13 protein-coding genes and 2 pseudogenes are annotated in these 16,174 nt (G+C 39.0%); 5 read left to right on the top strand and 10 right to left on the bottom strand.

Annotation, left to right across the window (positions count from 1 at the left end):
* The 3 genes and pseudogenes from IM479_RS01805 to IM479_RS01795 all read left to right on the top strand — a co-directional run.
* Positions 1 to 121, top strand: a pseudogene (locus IM479_RS01805) (IS5/IS1182 family transposase); the annotation flags it as partial.
* 341 nt (positions 122 to 462) lie between these two features.
* A complete protein-coding gene (locus IM479_RS01800; protein WP_287684941.1) occupies positions 463 to 1,857 on the top strand; it encodes a Rossmann-fold NAD(P)-binding domain-containing protein in 1,395 nt (464 codons plus the stop codon).
* Complete coding sequence (locus tag IM479_RS01795) at positions 1,850 to 6,670, top strand: WD40 domain-containing protein (protein WP_287699078.1); 4,821 nt, start codon at positions 1,850 to 1,852, stop codon at positions 6,668 to 6,670. The genes IM479_RS01800 and IM479_RS01795 overlap by 8 nt, the downstream gene beginning before the upstream one ends.
* Positions 6,671 to 6,857: 187 nt before the next feature.
* On the opposite strand, the gene IM479_RS01790 is transcribed toward IM479_RS01795, so the two are convergent.
* The 5 genes from IM479_RS01790 to IM479_RS01770 all read right to left on the bottom strand — a co-directional run bounded on the left by IM479_RS01790 (position 6,858) and on the right by IM479_RS01770 (position 11,888).
* Positions 6,858 to 7,478, bottom strand: a complete 621-nt coding sequence (locus tag IM479_RS01790) for a Uma2 family endonuclease (RefSeq protein WP_002753823.1) — start codon at positions 7,476 to 7,478, stop codon at positions 6,858 to 6,860.
* Positions 7,479 to 7,526: 48 nt separating this feature from the next.
* Positions 7,527 to 9,053 (bottom strand): GldG family protein, encoded by a 1,527-nt coding sequence (locus IM479_RS01785; RefSeq protein WP_287684938.1) that lies wholly within the window; start codon positions 9,051 to 9,053, stop codon positions 7,527 to 7,529.
* A gap of 2 nt (positions 9,054 to 9,055) precedes the next feature.
* The gene (locus IM479_RS01780) at positions 9,056 to 9,886 is read right to left on the bottom strand and encodes an ABC transporter permease (RefSeq protein ID WP_287684937.1); all 831 of its coding nucleotides are present in this window, start codon (positions 9,884 to 9,886) and stop codon (positions 9,056 to 9,058) included.
* Complete coding sequence (locus tag IM479_RS01775; protein ID WP_287684936.1) at positions 9,876 to 10,817, bottom strand: ABC transporter ATP-binding protein; 942 nt, start codon at positions 10,815 to 10,817, stop codon at positions 9,876 to 9,878. Before IM479_RS01775 ends, IM479_RS01780 begins: the two co-directional genes overlap by 11 nt.
* Positions 10,818 to 10,907: 90 nt before the next feature.
* Entirely contained in the window at positions 10,908 to 11,888 is a 981-nt protein-coding gene (locus IM479_RS01770; protein ID WP_287684935.1) for an ABC transporter ATP-binding protein, read from the bottom strand.
* A 274-nt stretch (positions 11,889 to 12,162) separates the two neighbouring features.
* On the opposite strand from IM479_RS01770, the gene IM479_RS01765 reads away from it, so the two are divergent.
* Positions 12,163 to 13,029 carry an alpha/beta fold hydrolase gene (locus IM479_RS01765; protein WP_287684934.1) on the top strand — a complete coding sequence of 289 codons (867 nt, stop codon included), beginning with the start codon at positions 12,163 to 12,165 and terminating at the stop codon, positions 13,027 to 13,029.
* Between the two features lie 146 nt (positions 13,030 to 13,175).
* On the opposite strand, the pseudogene IM479_RS01760 reads toward IM479_RS01765, so the two are convergent.
* Positions 13,176 to 13,381: pseudogene (locus IM479_RS01760) on the bottom strand (DUF29 family protein); the annotation flags it as partial.
* A gap of 502 nt (positions 13,382 to 13,883) precedes the next feature.
* Here IM479_RS01760 and IM479_RS01755 point away from each other — a divergent pair.
* A complete protein-coding gene (locus IM479_RS01755) occupies positions 13,884 to 14,294 on the top strand; it encodes an REP-associated tyrosine transposase (RefSeq protein ID WP_287684933.1) in 411 nt (136 codons plus the stop codon).
* 114 nt (positions 14,295 to 14,408) lie between these two features.
* Here the strand turns inward: IM479_RS01755 and IM479_RS01750 are convergent, their stop codons facing one another.
* The 4 genes from IM479_RS01750 to IM479_RS01735 all read right to left on the bottom strand — a co-directional run.
* Entirely contained in the window at positions 14,409 to 14,651 is a 243-nt protein-coding gene (locus tag IM479_RS01750; protein WP_002775710.1) for a DUF2283 domain-containing protein, read from the bottom strand.
* 610 nt (positions 14,652 to 15,261) lie between these two features.
* On the bottom strand, positions 15,262 to 15,531 hold the full coding sequence (locus IM479_RS01745) for a type II toxin-antitoxin system RelE/ParE family toxin (RefSeq protein WP_158199688.1): 270 nt from the start codon (positions 15,529 to 15,531) through the stop codon (positions 15,262 to 15,264).
* Complete coding sequence (locus IM479_RS01740) at positions 15,528 to 15,755, bottom strand: hypothetical protein (RefSeq protein WP_158199689.1); 228 nt, start codon at positions 15,753 to 15,755, stop codon at positions 15,528 to 15,530. Before IM479_RS01740 ends, IM479_RS01745 begins: the two co-directional genes overlap by 4 nt.
* 165 nt (positions 15,756 to 15,920) lie before the next feature.
* Positions 15,921 to 16,174: type II toxin-antitoxin system PemK/MazF family toxin (locus IM479_RS01735; protein WP_287684932.1), on the bottom strand; the 254-nt coding region annotated here is incomplete at its 5' end.

The following is a 16,174-nucleotide window of genomic DNA, read 5'->3' as shown; positions in this document are numbered from 1 at the left end:
ATTTAGAATTTTATCATCAAGATACAGGAATCGGAGACGACGTTTTGGTCTGAGATTTAATTTAATCGCTGGCATTTACAACTACGAACTTGCTTTAGGCTATAATCAAGTAGCTGAATAAGACTTTTGCAGGAGGTCTATTGAAGTTTTTGGAAGCATAGACCCGTTTTGTTGATTTTTTAGTATTTCTGTATGGGGAAGTCCAGTAATACCAAAGATAGATGCCACGCAGATCAGAAACCACTAGACTAAATACAGCAAAATAAACCCATTATTTATTTAAGGATGCGCATCTTAGCAATCCTTGACAAAATGATAGGTGAGTTGCTTACCCAGAGGACGATTCAGGAATATTTGAGGATAATTTGGGTAAACCGCCGAACTCAACAGCTATGTTGAGCAGGTTCGCACGTCCAAGACTGATGTGGTCGTTAGGGCAATCGCCTGGTAGAAACCAACATCTTGCAGGAGTACGGCAAGTTCCAAGATGATTGCTCAGATTTTAAAGTTGACAAAGGAGCGATAATGATGTCCCTTAACATAAGAAACTTTTATCAAAATTGCAATCCGACAAAACCGCTAAATTACGGTAACACAGAAGACAAGAGTTATTATATCGATTTTGCTTCTGTACGAGGAGTTGAAGTTATTCAAGAACTTAAAGACTCTATTGAATGGGAAGGGAATAATACTTACCAGCTATTTACCGGCCAGATCGGCTGTGGCAAAACTACAGAATTATGGCGACTAAAGACAGAATTAGAACAAGATAACTGGGGGGTTGTTTTTCTTGATGCAAGTATTGGATTAGATATAAATGATGTCCGTGTAACCGATCTTTTAATATTCATTGCTTGCGGAGTTAGCGATGAATATATTAAAAATACCGAGGAAAATTTTCTGGAACGGCGCTTTCCTACTTTCCAAAATATATTTAATCAGATTCTTAACATTATAGACAGGAGATTGATAATATCAGAAATTGGATTATCGGTGGGTTTGGCTACGATTACTGCCCAAGTCAAACAAAATTCGACAATAAGAGACAGGCTAAGTAATCAACTTGGAATGTTTATGCCCGATCTTATTAGGGCAATTAATGAAGAAGTGATTAGATTAGTAATTGAGAAGTTAAACAATCAAGGTAAAAGAGGATTGGTAGTAATTGTTGATGGTCTCGATAAGGTGATAGATATTGAGCAAGCAGAACATCTATTTATCCACCACACAGGAAAGTTGCGTTCTTTTAGATGCCATATAATTTACACAATTCCCATGAGTTTGGTATTTTCTGATAGGTTTCAGGCACTCCTCCAGAATTTTGCAGAAACACCGAAAGTATTACCGATGATACCTGTACGTCGGCGCAATGGCGGTGAGCATGAGGAAGGAATGGAACTGCTTAAAGAAATGGTACTAAAAAGAGTTTTTCCAGATTTACAAAAAAATCAACTTTTTGAGCAAATTCCCTTACTTTTTGAAAGTGATGAGGCTTTGAACCGATTGTGTCGAGTTAGTGGAGGTCATGTAAGGTATATACTTTTATACTTGAGAGACTGGATTGTGCGCGAGGGACAATTACCCCTTTCCCAACTATATCTGGAGAGGATTATTGTGACATACTGCAGCAACATATGTTTAGGTATAACTGAAGATGACTGGAAATTACTGTGTCGAGTTGCGAAAACACAAGAGGTGGCTGGGGCTAAATACTACGAAAAGCTGATTCATAGCTTGTTTGTCTATAAGTACAACGAACATGGTCAGGCGTGGTTTGATGTTAATCCGATTCTTGCAGAATCAAAGAAAATGAAAAAAGAATGCCAAGCTGAGATAGAGGAGCGTAACAATGACTAATTTAAACTCCCCCCAAGAGGTGGCTGCTCAGAACAAGGAATCTTTGCTGAGTTTAGCATGGGAAATCGAAAACTCTCAAGGAGAATTTCAGGTTATGTTAGCTCATTGCAACTATGCCAGCTTGCGCGAATCAATGAAGCAGGAATTACAAAAGATTTGTTCGATTAAATCAATTAAAATTGACGAATTCCCTCTACAAGAGTCGTCTAAGAATATCTATACTCCCATTGTCAATTATTACCAGACTAAATCACCCAAAGCTTTGATGATAGTAGGTTTGGAGTCAGTGAGCGATCTTGAACCTATCCTGAAAGATTTCAACTCAAATCGAGAGTCCTTTCAGAAAAACCTTCCTTGCCCAATGGTCTTGTGGGTTAACGACCAGATTCAAGTGCAAATGAGAAAGCTGGCTCCTGATTTTAATACTTGGGCAACAATAACTAAATTTGAGCTAGACGCTAACACATTAATTGAGGCTCTTAAGACACAAGAAAAGCGACTGTTTTCCTGCACATTAAATGCTGGCTCAGGTAAATTTATTACCAATGATTTAATTTTTTATAAAGGTTATCAATTAGAACTTGAATCAGCTTTGAGAGATTTACAAGACTGTGGGCATGAGTTAACTGAGCAACTACAAGCTAATATTGAGTTTTTTCAAGGTCGGGAGGATTACGCTAGTGGGATAACGGAGGAAGCTTTAAAGCACTATCAAAAAAGTCTCGATTTCTGGCGTAAAAATCAGCTATTAAAGCGAGAAGGGATTGTCCTATTTCACATGGGGCTTTGTTGTTTAAAGCAACCATCACAATTAACACGAGATGAAAGTTTAAGACAAGCCAGAGGGCATTTTGAGGAATGTCTGAAAAAATTTAAACAGGCTGAACAAGAAGAAGGAAGTTCAAATTTAGTCGCTAAATTCATCAATCAACTGTGTGAAGTTTTGCAACAAACCTCGGATTACTACCAGCTATCTAACCCAAATAAGGTAGCATTAAACCAATTGAATAATGAACAGCAGAAAATATTAGATGAACTAGATAAAATATCGCAAATATCTTTGGCTTTACAGCAACTAAATTCCGATCCTTTGAGAGAAGCTGAAGCTCACAAATTTATTACCTATGTCGCCGAGCAAAAAGAAAATTTGCGAGATGCTAATAATTCAGCCAAGAAAGCGTTAGAAATTATCAATAATCTCCAGAACATTTATTTATTAGTCATGGCAAAAGTCCAAGAAAAATTAGACCCAAAAGCTGCCATACAAACTCTGGAAAAAGCCAGAGAAAATGGACCTCTAGATGACCCAGAACTTTACATCCGCATTTTAGAAACTCTTTGGTCATTTTATTTTGAGAAAAAAGACTATCTACAGGCTTTTAAAATCAAACAGGAGCGACGTTCAATTCAGCAGCAGTTTGGTCAGCGTACTTTCATCGGCGCCGGATGTTTACAACCCCAACAACAAGTTGGTAAGGAGCAAGGAGAAGTTGCGTTAGAGATTAAGATTTGTCGCCAGCAAGATCTGGATGAACTCAAAAGGAGAATCAAAGATCGAGATTATATGCACAAGCTGACCATTCTCCATGGACTTTCAGGAGTTGGCAAAAGTTCCATAATATGTGCTGGTTTAATCCCCGCCTTAGAACAAGATAATTTTCAAGGAAAGCAATTCAAACCAGAGATCATACCTACAAGTCCTGCTTTTGAAAAAGAATGGATTCATGACTTAAAAGAAAATCTCAAAAATTCTCATAATTTTTATGTGTTAATTTTTGACAATTTTGAGTTTTATTTACTCAACTATAGCCAGAAAGAACTAGAAAGTATTTATGAGTTGATAAATACTTTACTCCAGAAAGATAATGTCCGTTTGATTATCTCTATCGGGGAAGATCACTTGTCCGACTTATTAGATTTGGGCAGCTGGACTGGGTTAGATATTCTAAGCAACCAATTTCGCTACCGACTAGAAGATTTAACTAAAGAAGATGCCATATCTCTCTTGAACAACTTAGTTAAAAAACCTCAATTAAACTGGGAACAAGACTTGATAGAAGAGATAGTAAAAGATTTGTCGAAAAACTCAGGGAAAGTCCGCCCAATTGAGTTACAACTTTTAGGTATGATCATTCAAGATGCTAGAATTACCAAGAGAGAAGAATATGAACAACTCAAGAAAACAGGAATTGAAAGTTGGTTAGATAGGATTATTAAAGATTGTGGTACTGAGAATGAAAAAATTGCCCAAATCGTCCTCTATTTACTCACTATATCGGAAAAACAAAATGATATTTGTCCTCAAAAGACGAGAAACGAAATAGAGGATAAAATAGAAATCATTAAGTTGTTAGACTCAGAAAATAACGAACTTGTCGAGGTGCAAAAAAATTCCTTAGATGTAGTGCTAGAAGTTTTAGTGGGCTGGGCTATAGTTAAAAGGACAATGCTTAAAAGATCTGGACAAGTATCTAGGACTTACTCTTATCAGTTAGCTAACGAGACTCTGATCGAGTTTGTCCAAAAAATGTTTAACCGAGATAGTCATTTGACAGAACTCGGAGTGAAACTCCGTCAGCCTGAAACAGAACTGAGAAAAGCTATTACCAAGCAGAAGATAGTTCAACTTAATTCAAAAGCTTGGGCTTTATTCTTGGACAACGACCAACTTGAAGCATTATCAACAAGTGTTGAAGCGGGCAAAATATTTCTGGATAACGAAAAAATCCTTGATGGAGAGAACGATCTCAAAGAAGACACGACAAATAATCTCCGACAAATCTACTCTGCGATGCAAGAAACCAACCGTTTGACCAAGCATACCGGTAACGTCAATAGTGTGACTTTCAGTCCAGACGGTCAACTGATTGCTTCAGCTAGTGCAGATAGGACGATTAGACTTTGGTCTCGTGAAGGTGAGGAAATAAAAACCCTTAATGGACATACAGATTGGGTGAGAGATGTCTGTTTCAGTCCAGAAGGTCAACTGATTGCTTCAGCTAGTGCAGATAGGACGATTAGACTTTGGTCTCGTGAAGGTGAGGAAATAAAAACCCTTAATGGACATACAGATTGGGTGAGAGATGTCTGTTTCAGTCCAGAAGGTCAACTCATTGCTTCAGCTAGTGCAGATAAGACGATTAGACTTTGGTCTCGTGAAGGTGAGGAGATAAATATATCCCCAATGGAACATGAGGATAGAGTCAACAGTATCAGTTTTAGTCCAGACGGTAAGATTATTGTTTCCAGCAGTGATGATCATACCATCAAACTCTGGGATATTAACCGAGATTCGTCAGAGGAAATTTCGGTATCTTTAAGACAAACTTTTTTCAAACATTCCTTAGATCATCAAGATGGACATTCTGGTTCAGTTAACAGCGCAATTTTCAGTCCTCCTAATATTCGTTATGGTATTTACGCTCAAATAATTGCTTCAGCAAGCGATGATGAAACTATCAAGCTTTGGAGTCTCGATGGCAAATGCCTTGCCACTCTTAAAGGACATCGGGGAATTGTAAGATGGGCAGCATTTAGTCAAAATGGTCAACTTCTTGCTTCAGCTAGTGATGATTACACCGTCAAAATCTGGGGTATTGACTACACTCTAGTAACAAATTCTGACGGAAAAGCTGATTGCCAAATTAATGGTACTTTACTGACGACTCTTGAGGGACATCATGATTGGGTCTGGGACGTAAGCTTTAGCTGTATTTCTGACAGCAAGCTACTGGCATCAGCTAGTGATGACAACAGTATCAAACTTTGGAATCTTGATGTCGAATTTCCGCAAAATATACAAGCACACCAAGAAAAAGTTTGGGCGGTTAGTTTTAGTTCAGATAGTCAATTCCTGGCCACAGCTAGTTCTGACAGAACCGTTAAAATCTGGAATCTTGAAGAGAAGAAACTACTTAAGACATTAGACGAACATACTGATTGGGTATGGACTGTTAACTTCAGTCCCGATGGCAAGTTTCTTGCTTCAGGTGGTGGGGACAAAAGTTTGAAAATATGGAAGGTAGGTGAAAGTATTTCTGAAATTTCTCTGATAGAAGATATTAATATTCAAAATCACCAATATGCTCATAAGGATTGTATCTGTTGTGTAAAATTCAGCCCTAATAGTCAACTACTGGCTTCTGCCAGTGCTGATAACACTATCAAGCTTTGGGATATTAAAGGCAATTATATTAATACATTAAAAGGACATACCGATAAAGTTTATGGCATTTATTTTAGCTCAGATGGAGAAAAAATTATTTCAGTTAGTGCTGATAAAACTATTAAACTTTGGTCTTGTTCTACTGGTGAAGAAATCAAGACTTTTTATGGGCATAAGGAGTGGGTCAATTATGCAGCTTTTAGCCCAGACGATCAATATATTGCCTCAGCCAGTAATGACAATACCATCAGAATTTGGGATCTCAATGGACAAAGTAAAATTATTGGACGACATCGAGGAAAAGTCTGGAGTGTCCGCTTCATCAACGAGAAAACTTTAGTCTCAGCTAGTGAGGACAAGACGCTAAAATTATGGACATTACAGGAAGGGTTTTGGAAGCTAGAGAAAGAAGAAGTAGGAATAATGCAGCCTAACCCAATCAAGGGAATTAGTAGTAAAATTACTAATGTAAAGCTAAGTCCAAATAGAAAAATACTAGCTGCGCCAACTAACGATGGTATTATCCAAATTTGGAATATAGAAAAGTTAAAAATTGAACCTCTTGATTTGGAGTCGTTACTGAACAAGGGTGAAGATTGGCTCAAGAATTATCGGAGAAGCAGAGTTGAGCAACCCCCAACCCAATAGACCTCGACCTAATATTATCTCAAGACCAAAAGTCTTTCTAGTTAAGGAATCTACCCGAATAAAATTTATTTTAATTCCCCCATGTTTTTTCAGTGAAATTGAATTATACATAACTTGGTCATGATCTTCAAAATCTTAACATTCAACACTTCTGCATAAGGTCTAATCTAAAAATACGGGTTTTTCTTTAAGCTCTAGCACGAAAAATTTGATTAGCAGTGAGGTTTAACTCTGGAAAAACCCCTGAAATAAGACGTTGATCCTGTTTAAATAAATTACCTTGATATTCTCCATCGATTAATTGATAGATAGAAATGGTGGGTTCTTTGGGGCTGCCGATATATCGGGCCGAACCTTTAGCTAAATAATCGATAATCCAATATTCAGCAATTCCTAATTGTTCGTAGTCGTCGAATTTTTTCAGATAATCATCTCGCCAATTGGAACTGACAATTTCAATAATTAATTTAGCTGATGTTGCCAGAGAAATTGAGGAAGCGGTTTCCCAATAGGGATCATTAACTAGATTTTCTCTGTCTAAGACAATAATATCGGGTAGATAACCTGTATGGGGGCGAAGGGGTTTTACTGCGGCAGTATTGGGGATAAAATAGGGCAATTGCTGCCGATTTATCTCTAAGAATAGGGTTCCAGAAACAAATCCGCCAATTTCTTCGTGTTTTCCGATCGGTCGCATCATGGCCAATAATTTTCCTGCGATTAATTGGTATTGTTGTCCATCATCGGGATATTGATTGATATAGTCATCAAAAGTCAACAATTGGGGGATAGTTTGGGTTGTGGTCATGGCAGTTAGGGGGAATAAGAGAGATGATTTTTCTAGATTCTAACTCGATTAACGACGTTGCCACCAAGTCAATCCGGCTAGGGTAAATCCCACTAAAGGCATCACTACCATCCCTATCCAAAAAATAGCGTTAGCTTGCAGGGGATTTAAATTAATTCTTCTATTTTCTGGTTCCTTGGCCCGGATAGATAAGGTGGCTGTTTCACCACTGGCTAACCACTGCACAGAATTTAAAAATATATCTCCGTTTAACTGTTGTTCAAATAGTCCATCGCTGGCAAAGCTGGCATTACCAATCACAATTAATTTACCTTTTTTTCCCGTCAGAGCAACTCCTAGATCAAAAGGGCCAGCTAAATCTTTTTCAGGGTTAAACTGGAGATTCTGATCATTTAAATCACTCTCAGCCCACATTTTATCATTAGTAATCATTAAAGATACGGCTTCAATTCCTTCGACGGGAACGGTAGCGATGGGACGAGCAAAGGGAAAGATAGAAATACCGTTAGCAAAATCGCGAGTAATGGGATGATTACCGTAATTGGTAATAATGGGACTAGCCGGACCTAAACCAATGATTTCCCCGGCACCGGAAGCATCAATAATAATCCGATTATCTAGTTTCACACCCCAAGGGGTTAATAAGGGTTCTAATCCGGTTTCGGTTTGGGGGTCAATCAGTAATAAAATTTTGCCCCCTTGATTGAGATAGTTTTTTAAAGCGGTGACTTCTTGGGGAAATATTTTTCTTTTGGGACTGGCAATAATAATGACATCGGCATTATTGGGAATGGTGGAACGTTCCACTAGATTAAGTGGTTCTACTTGATAACCTTTTGCTTCTAAACTCTTGACTGCTTGTCCTAAACCTCCTTGAGGTTCTTTGATGGCATTTTCTCCATGACCTTGCAGAAAATAAGCGGTTAAAGTGCGATTAGTTTTAGCGGTTTCAATGGCGTTACTCAGTTTCGCTTCCGTGAGACTTTCCTGTTCACTAATAGTTTTCAGGGGTTGTTTTTTGTCACCATACTGAAGATAGACTCTGGAGAGATTATCATTAGCTAGTTTTTTAAATTCTTGGACAATATTGGGTTTTTTCTCCGGGTTAACTATCTCGTACTGAAATTGAGGATTTTTGCGTTGATAATTGGCTAAAAGTTCCTCTTCGTTGGCACTGATTCCCCGGGTTGAAAAAATCCAGACTTTGACGGGTTTTGACAGATTGGTTAATAGTCTTTCGGTTTGGGGGGATAAACTAAAGATTTGGTTTTCGGTTAAATCAACTCGATAGGGATAACGGAGGGCGAGAAAGTTAATTAAACCGATAACGCTGAGGACAATAATAGTAGTAATGAGGGTTTGAGTGCCGGTGCGGGTACTTCTTTTTTGCCAAAAGTCTTTGGCAGTGGTTACTAATAACAACAGCCACCCTAGAAACAGAATAGCCCCGGCAATTAATAACCCCAGAGAGAGGGATGACCATTGACCGGAGATTAACCCCACGGTTAGGCCGGCACTACCCAGAAATAGGGCGGGTATATAGATAAATTTAATGTATTTTTGCCAGGATATCATAGTTAGTTTCTTTGATAACGGTCCGCTTCGATCGCTTGAGTAGTTAGGAAGATTCCCAGCAGAATATAACTGAGGAAGATGACTAAACTACTACTGTCAAAAATTCCCCGCACGAAATTGTTAAAGGGTTGATACCAAGATAGATGGGAGAGCAATTCTTTCAGGAAAAATCCGATCTGTTCTCCCACTTCTCCTCCGATGCGATCTCGAAAGAAGGTTTCGGCATTGTTAGCAATTACATCCAGTATCCAGATAAATAAGATGGTGATAAAGGTGATGATGTAAGCAAGGATAGAACTATTGGTGAGGGAGGAGATAAACATCCCAAGGGCTAGGATGGCCGCTGCTAGTAAAATTAATCCTAGATGAGCTAGTAAAATACTGGCTATATTCACCGGGGGAACTGCGGCACTAAAAACTACTATTTCGTAAATCCACAGGGGGGTAATCATCACAGTAAAAAAGGCCAGCACTCCCAATAATTTACCGATCGCTATACTCCAATTAGTCAGGGGGGAAGTGGCTAAAAGTTCTAGGGTTCCCTGTTTTTTTTCCTCTGCGTATAATCCCATAGACAGGGCTGGCAAAATTACCAACAATAAAGAGGACAAAATCATGCCGATGAAAGTGGTCATAAATTCAGACACCGTATCTCTGGCTACCAGAAATCCCGATTGTTCCTGAATACCAATATCGAGAATAATGCCGTAGAGAAGGGAGTTAAAGAAAAATCCTGCTACTAACCAAAATATCCCCATAATGATATAGGCATTGGCAGCCGTAAAATAGCTTTGAAATTCCTTGCGAAAAATCGCCCAGATATTATTGATCATGCCTCTCCTCCTGGTGGTTATTTTCCCCGCTGCCGATTACTTCCAGAAAGATATCTTCTAGGGTTTTACGCGTGCGACGCATTTCTAATAAGTTATAACCATTGTTGACCACTATTCTAGCAAGTTCTGCCCCTAAGTTTGTTCCCACTTGACCAACAATTTTGAGCAGGTTATCGCCGACTTTTGCTGCTTGCTCGACTTGCGGCAGTTGTTGAAGGATTTCTAGCAGGTAATCCCTATCACCCTCAATCTCAATTTCATAACTGGAACTGGCAGGGGTAGCGGTAGTAATATTATTGGCTACGATGCGACCCCGATTAATAATTGTCGCTCGATCGCAGGTAATACTCACTTCTGGTAAAATATGAGTGGAGAGAATAATTGTATGTTCTCCCGCTAAACTTTTAATCAGATTTCTCACCTCGATAATCTGTTTCGGATCCAATCCTACTGTCGGTTCGTCTAAAATAATTACTGGTGGATCGTGTATGATCGCTTGGGCAATTCCCACACGCTGTTTATAACCCTTGGACAACTTGCGGATAATAACTTTTCTTTTTTCTAGTAACTGACATTTGCTTAAAACTAAATCTACCCGCGCTTTTCTATCCCCCGATGAGATGCCTTTAATCCGTGCGACAAAATCCAGAAAACTTTCTACGGTCATCTCTGGATACAAGGGGGGATTTTCGGGAAGATAACCAATGCGACGACGCACTTCTAAGGATTGTTGATGTACATCGTATCCTGCTATCCTTGCTGTTCCTGTTGTGGCAGGAATATAACCGGATAAAATCCTCATAGTTGTGGTTTTTCCCGCTCCATTTGGTCCCAAAAAACCGAGTATTTCTCCTTTTTTTACGGTAAAATCCACGTCACTGATTGCCGCGGTAGAACCATAAATTTTACTCAGATGTTCCACTTCAATCATAAGCTTTATCAGTTATCAGTTATCAGTTATCAGTTATCAGATGTGAGTTTTCAGTCAATAGTGTTAAGTGACAAGTTCGGAGCTTTCTTTTCACTGATTACTGATTTTTCCCAGACTATGATCCCGATTAATTTCTACCACTAGATGCGCTTGTTTGAGCAGGGGTGGGAGAAATAATTGCGGATGTAAACTTTTCCAAAAATACTTGACAAATTCCTCGATTTCTGATGGGTTCATACCTCCTTTTGCTTCGGCTGCCTGTCGCCATTGTAAACTGTAACGGTAGTCAAGGGGATAAAGAATCAGTAAGCGATCGATTTTTGACCAGAGGGGTAGATATTCTCGCAATCTTTGATTATTATCCCTGGCGAATTGTCGGTCTTCTTCGCTATTAATCGGATCGGGGGCATGATCAAAGACTGTTTCCTCTATTGGATTCATGCCCACAAACCAACCCTCGAAAAAAAGAATATCAACTCGTTCCACTTGTTCCGGTGCAATTCTATCTCCTTGTCCTCGATGCAGGGACTTGTCAAAACGCGGGATTAAAATCGGACTTTCTTGCTGACAAACCTGTTCTAAAACTTTAATTCCTAATTCTATATCATGAGTACCCGGTGGACCACGCCAGCGCAATCTTTTATCCTTTTGACGCAATTTTATTCGCTCATTATAGGTCTTATAAATATCATCTAAAGAGAGATTATTTACTTTTAAATCAAAATAGGCTAAAATAATCGACATTATGGATGTTAAAGTGGTCTTCCCCGTGCCTTGGGGGGCTAAAATGCCTTGAATCAACGGTTTTGCGTGGTCGCGTAGCTGTAGCGCCCAGGGAATCCAGAAGCGCCAACAGCTGATCAAAATCTGATTTGGCTGATTTATCCCTAACTCCTGACATTTTTGCCAGACTCGCGGCCAGAGAATCGTTAATAGTTCCGCCCTTTCCTGTAGGATGAGAGGGTTAGTCTCCCTAAAATTTAAGGATTCGATCTCTAGTAAATCTTCTAGATCCGCCTGACTTAAGGGATTTTCGTCGATTAATCCCCGTAAAATCGTCAAAATCTTCATAGCTATTATCGGAATTAGGAAAAAACTGTCCCAGTGATTCAGGAGTAATTCTCTGGGTTATGGGTTCGCTCAAGATTTTTTTGTAAGAGTGTTTTTTAGGGTTATTTGCCCAAAAATGAAGGGGTTGCAGGCAGGCACGGATTCCCATTATATATATAAGTATATGTCAAGTCCCGTTTTCAGTCAAGGGGTTTGGCTAAAAATCTCTAGCTTTGTCTCCAGTTTCTCAATCGGTTAGACTAAGAATTATTCACATTACTTAACAAAACAGCAGATGAATACAGCTGCTCTGACAACAAGGCAAAATTGGCAATGGCAAGGAAATTCTATACACTATGTGCAAGCGGGTGCTAGAGTTGCGGGAAAACCCCCATTACTATTAGTCCACGGTTTTGGCGCTTCCACTGACCATTGGCGAAAAAATGTGTCAGGTTTAGCCTCAGAATGGGAGGTATGGGCGATCGATCTGCTAGGATTCGGTAGATCAGCTAAACCGGATATTGTCTATAGTGGCAATCTTTGGCAGCAACAATTAAACGATTTTATCAAGGAAGTTGTGGGCCAACCGACGGTTTTAGCGGGTAATTCTCTGGGGGGTTACGCTTCTCTCTGTGTAGCTGCTAATCATTCCGAGAATGTTCGGGGATTAATTCTCCTCAATAGCGCCGGTCCCTTTAGCGATACAGAAAGCAATCGTCAGCCTAATTTAGCACAAAAATTACTGCGATCGATGCTGCTGCAACCTTGGGCCAGTTATCTCTTATTTCTCTATACCCGTCAACCCAAAACTATCCGCAAAACCCTAGAGAAAGTATATCTCGATCGCAGTGCCATTACTGAGCAGTTAATAGAAGATATCCGTCGTCCTTCCCTGGATGCGGGAGCAGCCAAAGTTTTTGCTTCTGTGTTTAAATCTCCCCGGGGGGAAAATGTGGATATTCTCCTGCAAAAGTTAAGCTGTCCCCTGTTGATGTTATGGGGTGAGGGGGACCCTTGGATGAATACTAGGGAACGCGGGGCCAAATTCCGTCAATACTATCCTTCTCTCACAGAATATTATCTAACTGCCGGTCATTGTCCCCACGATGAAATTCCCACAGAGGTTAACCGGTTGATTAGTGATTGGTTGAAAAGCTTATAGGTACTTAGGGATCGGTTATCAGGTTTTTATTTTTTTGACGCTTATCTAACCTGAAAAAAGAGGGTTCGCAGGCAGGCACGGATTCCCATTCTATATATAAGTATCTGTCAAGGGCGGGGATTTGTCAAGGGTTTTTTTGAAAAAATCTGCCAGAATTTGGCCCGTAGGAAAGACATTGGCCGGTATTGGTAGAGAAGCAAATGGATGAGTAATTGTAGGAGATAACTATCTACTTTATGTCTCTGTTGGTTCCCCAATCTAATACATCTGTCTGTCTTCGTCGCAGTTGTTTGGCCGTTTCTTCTAACCAAGCAAGATAGTCTTGTTCGTATAAGTCTTTAGTAGTGGTCAGGTATCAGGTTTTTATTCTCTTGACGCTTAATCTGACCTGAAAAAAGAGGGTTTGCAGGCAGGCACGGATTCCCATTCTATATATAAGTATCTGTCAAGTGCGGGGATTTGTCAAGGGTTTTTCTGAAAAAATCTGCTGGAATTTGGCCAGTAGGATAAGAGATTGTTTCACCTTTGCCTGTGAGCTACAATAAGCAGATGAGCAAGAGGATAGGATTACAGGAGTTTTGACAATGCGGTTACTACGGGTTCAAGTTCCTGACTTTCGAGTGTTAAAGAATATTGATCTTAGTTTCGGGAAAGACTTTTTTCCTCAGATATTCCCTATCCGTAGTTTGGTAGGTTGGGTTGAGGCACGAAACCCAACGCCAGTTGCGTAAACACCAATCCAATAAATGTTATCCTAACTTGATGCAATACCGTAGAGCAAAAACACCTGGAGCCACTTATTTTTTACAGTTGTGACATACAATCGTCACAGAATTTTGTGTGAACCTGAAAATGTGGATTTACTACGAAATGCTTTTAAATATGTTATGGGACAACATCATTTTAAGATTGATGCTATTGTCATTTTACCAGATCACATTCATGCTCTTTGGATATTGCCTGAAACGGATGCAGATTTTTCAACTGGTTGGCGATTAATTAAAAGTTATTTTAGCCGTCAATGTCATTCTCAATATCAGGGTAAAATTTCAACATCTCGACAACATAAAGGAGAAAAGGCTATTTGGCAACGTCGCTTTTGGGAGCATCAAGTTCGAGATGGTCGCCAAGGGCGCGCCTACGGCGATCGAGATTTTGTTAATCATCTCGAATACATCCATTATAATCCCGTGCATCATGGATTAGTAAACGCTCCGAAAGATTGGCAATATTCCAGTTTTCACCGTTATATTGTTATGGAATAAAATGTAGAAGTGAAACCCAAAAAATTAAGGTAAGAAATAAAAGCAATGTTGCGTTTCGTCACCTCAACCCAACCTACAAGATCAGCGATCGCACTACAGGATCAGCGATCACATTTATCGAGAAGAAATAGCTACCTGCACATTCGGAGAAAAATTCTCGATTTTTCGAGAAGCATTAAGAATTTCAATCCCGATTACATTACCTGCTTGATCATAGTCAAGAATAACCCCCGGACTGATTGCCTCACTTTCTTCTACGGGTGTGTCATGCCAGGTAATTGTTAAAACGTCAACTTCAGCATCATATTTAGCTTTCATTTGATAGCTGCCTATATTTTCTAAGTTTACTGGTAACATATAGTGTAACAATTTTTTGAGGCTCAACTAAGTCATTAATGTAAATTCTCAGAAGATAAGTTTTATTGTTAATAGCGACAAACGTACCTTGATAAACTTTGAGTCCATCTTCTTCTAAAATTTGCTCAGGATTATTGAGGATGTCCTGCAATATTTTTCAAGAGATTTGGAGTTGAATAATTTTTTCTTCGGCATGGTGACTTAAAATAAATTTCATGAGGATTTCGGAGTATTTTTTTGTAAGGGATTAGGGTTCTTCGGTTTGTCTTATGCAATGGACGGGGTTATAAGGAATGAAACCTTTATAGAGACAGACATTGCCGCAATTTTTGTCAATTGTTTGCGATCTGGATCGAACTAATCAATTAAATCTCTTGCCAGATAAGGATTGAGTCGATTTATGCCCCCCTATCGAACCATACCAAGTCCCGAAGAGCCTGGATTAGCAAAAATTATAAAGCAAATAATCGCACTGTAGGTCGGTTTGAACGAAGTGAAACCCAAAAAATTAAGGTAAGAAATAAAGGCAATGTTGGGTTTCTACAAGATCGGCGATCACGATATAACTGCTTTTTGGCCAATTGTCAAGTTACTGCGATTGTCTAAATTTCTACGGGAAATTTTTGTAAAATCCTTCTCGACTCTCTATTTTGAGAATTTCGATAACTTCGCCATCCCAAAAAATTCCAATACGATAGCTGTAGTCAAATTTAATGCGATAATATCCTGAGAAGCCTTTTAGTGCTTCAAGATCGGGGATTTCGGATAGTGATTGAGAATTTCCAATTGCTTCAATACATTTTCTAACTTTTGCAAGAATTTTTTGGTCGTTAATTTTATCTAAATCTTTTTTGAAGCGTTTGGCAATTTGATATTTCATTGAGGCAAACTCTCCAAGAGAGATTGCGACTCTAATTCAGATAAAAATCCTTCTTTTCGAGAATCTTCACAAGCTAAATAAAGGATAAAGTCTTCTAATTCAGAGGAATTATTTTGAAATAAAAGTTGTAGGAAGCCTTGTCGGATTTCTAGTGGTAAGGTTTGAAAGAGGTTATAGAAACCTGTGCTAGTTAGCAAAGAATCTGTAATTTCTGTTTGACTCACGGCTGTTTTTTCCTTTTTTACACAGTCTTTATTTAAATTATATCACCATCAAGCTTTCTAAAAAATCAGCGTTGCCGAAGGCACTGCGAAGCAGACCGCACTTTCAAAAGCTAAAGCGATCGCAATTTTAAAGTTTAATCAACAAGATGACGGCGATCGCACTATTTAATTATCTATGGAATAATCAATACTAATGATTAAACCTGCCAATAATTCTCCCATAACTTGATTGGAAACAACTCCAATTTTATCGATAAATCGTTGCGTTGATAGGCTACGAATCTGTAAAACATTCCCCGCAGAATCTTGATTTAAGCCGTTGATTTTATCTTGCACAATTTTGACCATAAAAGGACGATTAACAAATTTATTTTGCCAAGTTGTTAATGGAATCACAATTCTTAAAGCAATCGGACTAT

It is taken from the genome of Microcystis sp. M165S2, from assembly GCF_020245885.1.
Taxonomy (GTDB): Bacteria; Cyanobacteriota; Cyanobacteriia; order Cyanobacteriales; family Microcystaceae; genus Microcystis.
Note: the sequence above shows the minus strand (reverse complement) of the source record. Positions and strands in the feature narration are given on the sequence as shown.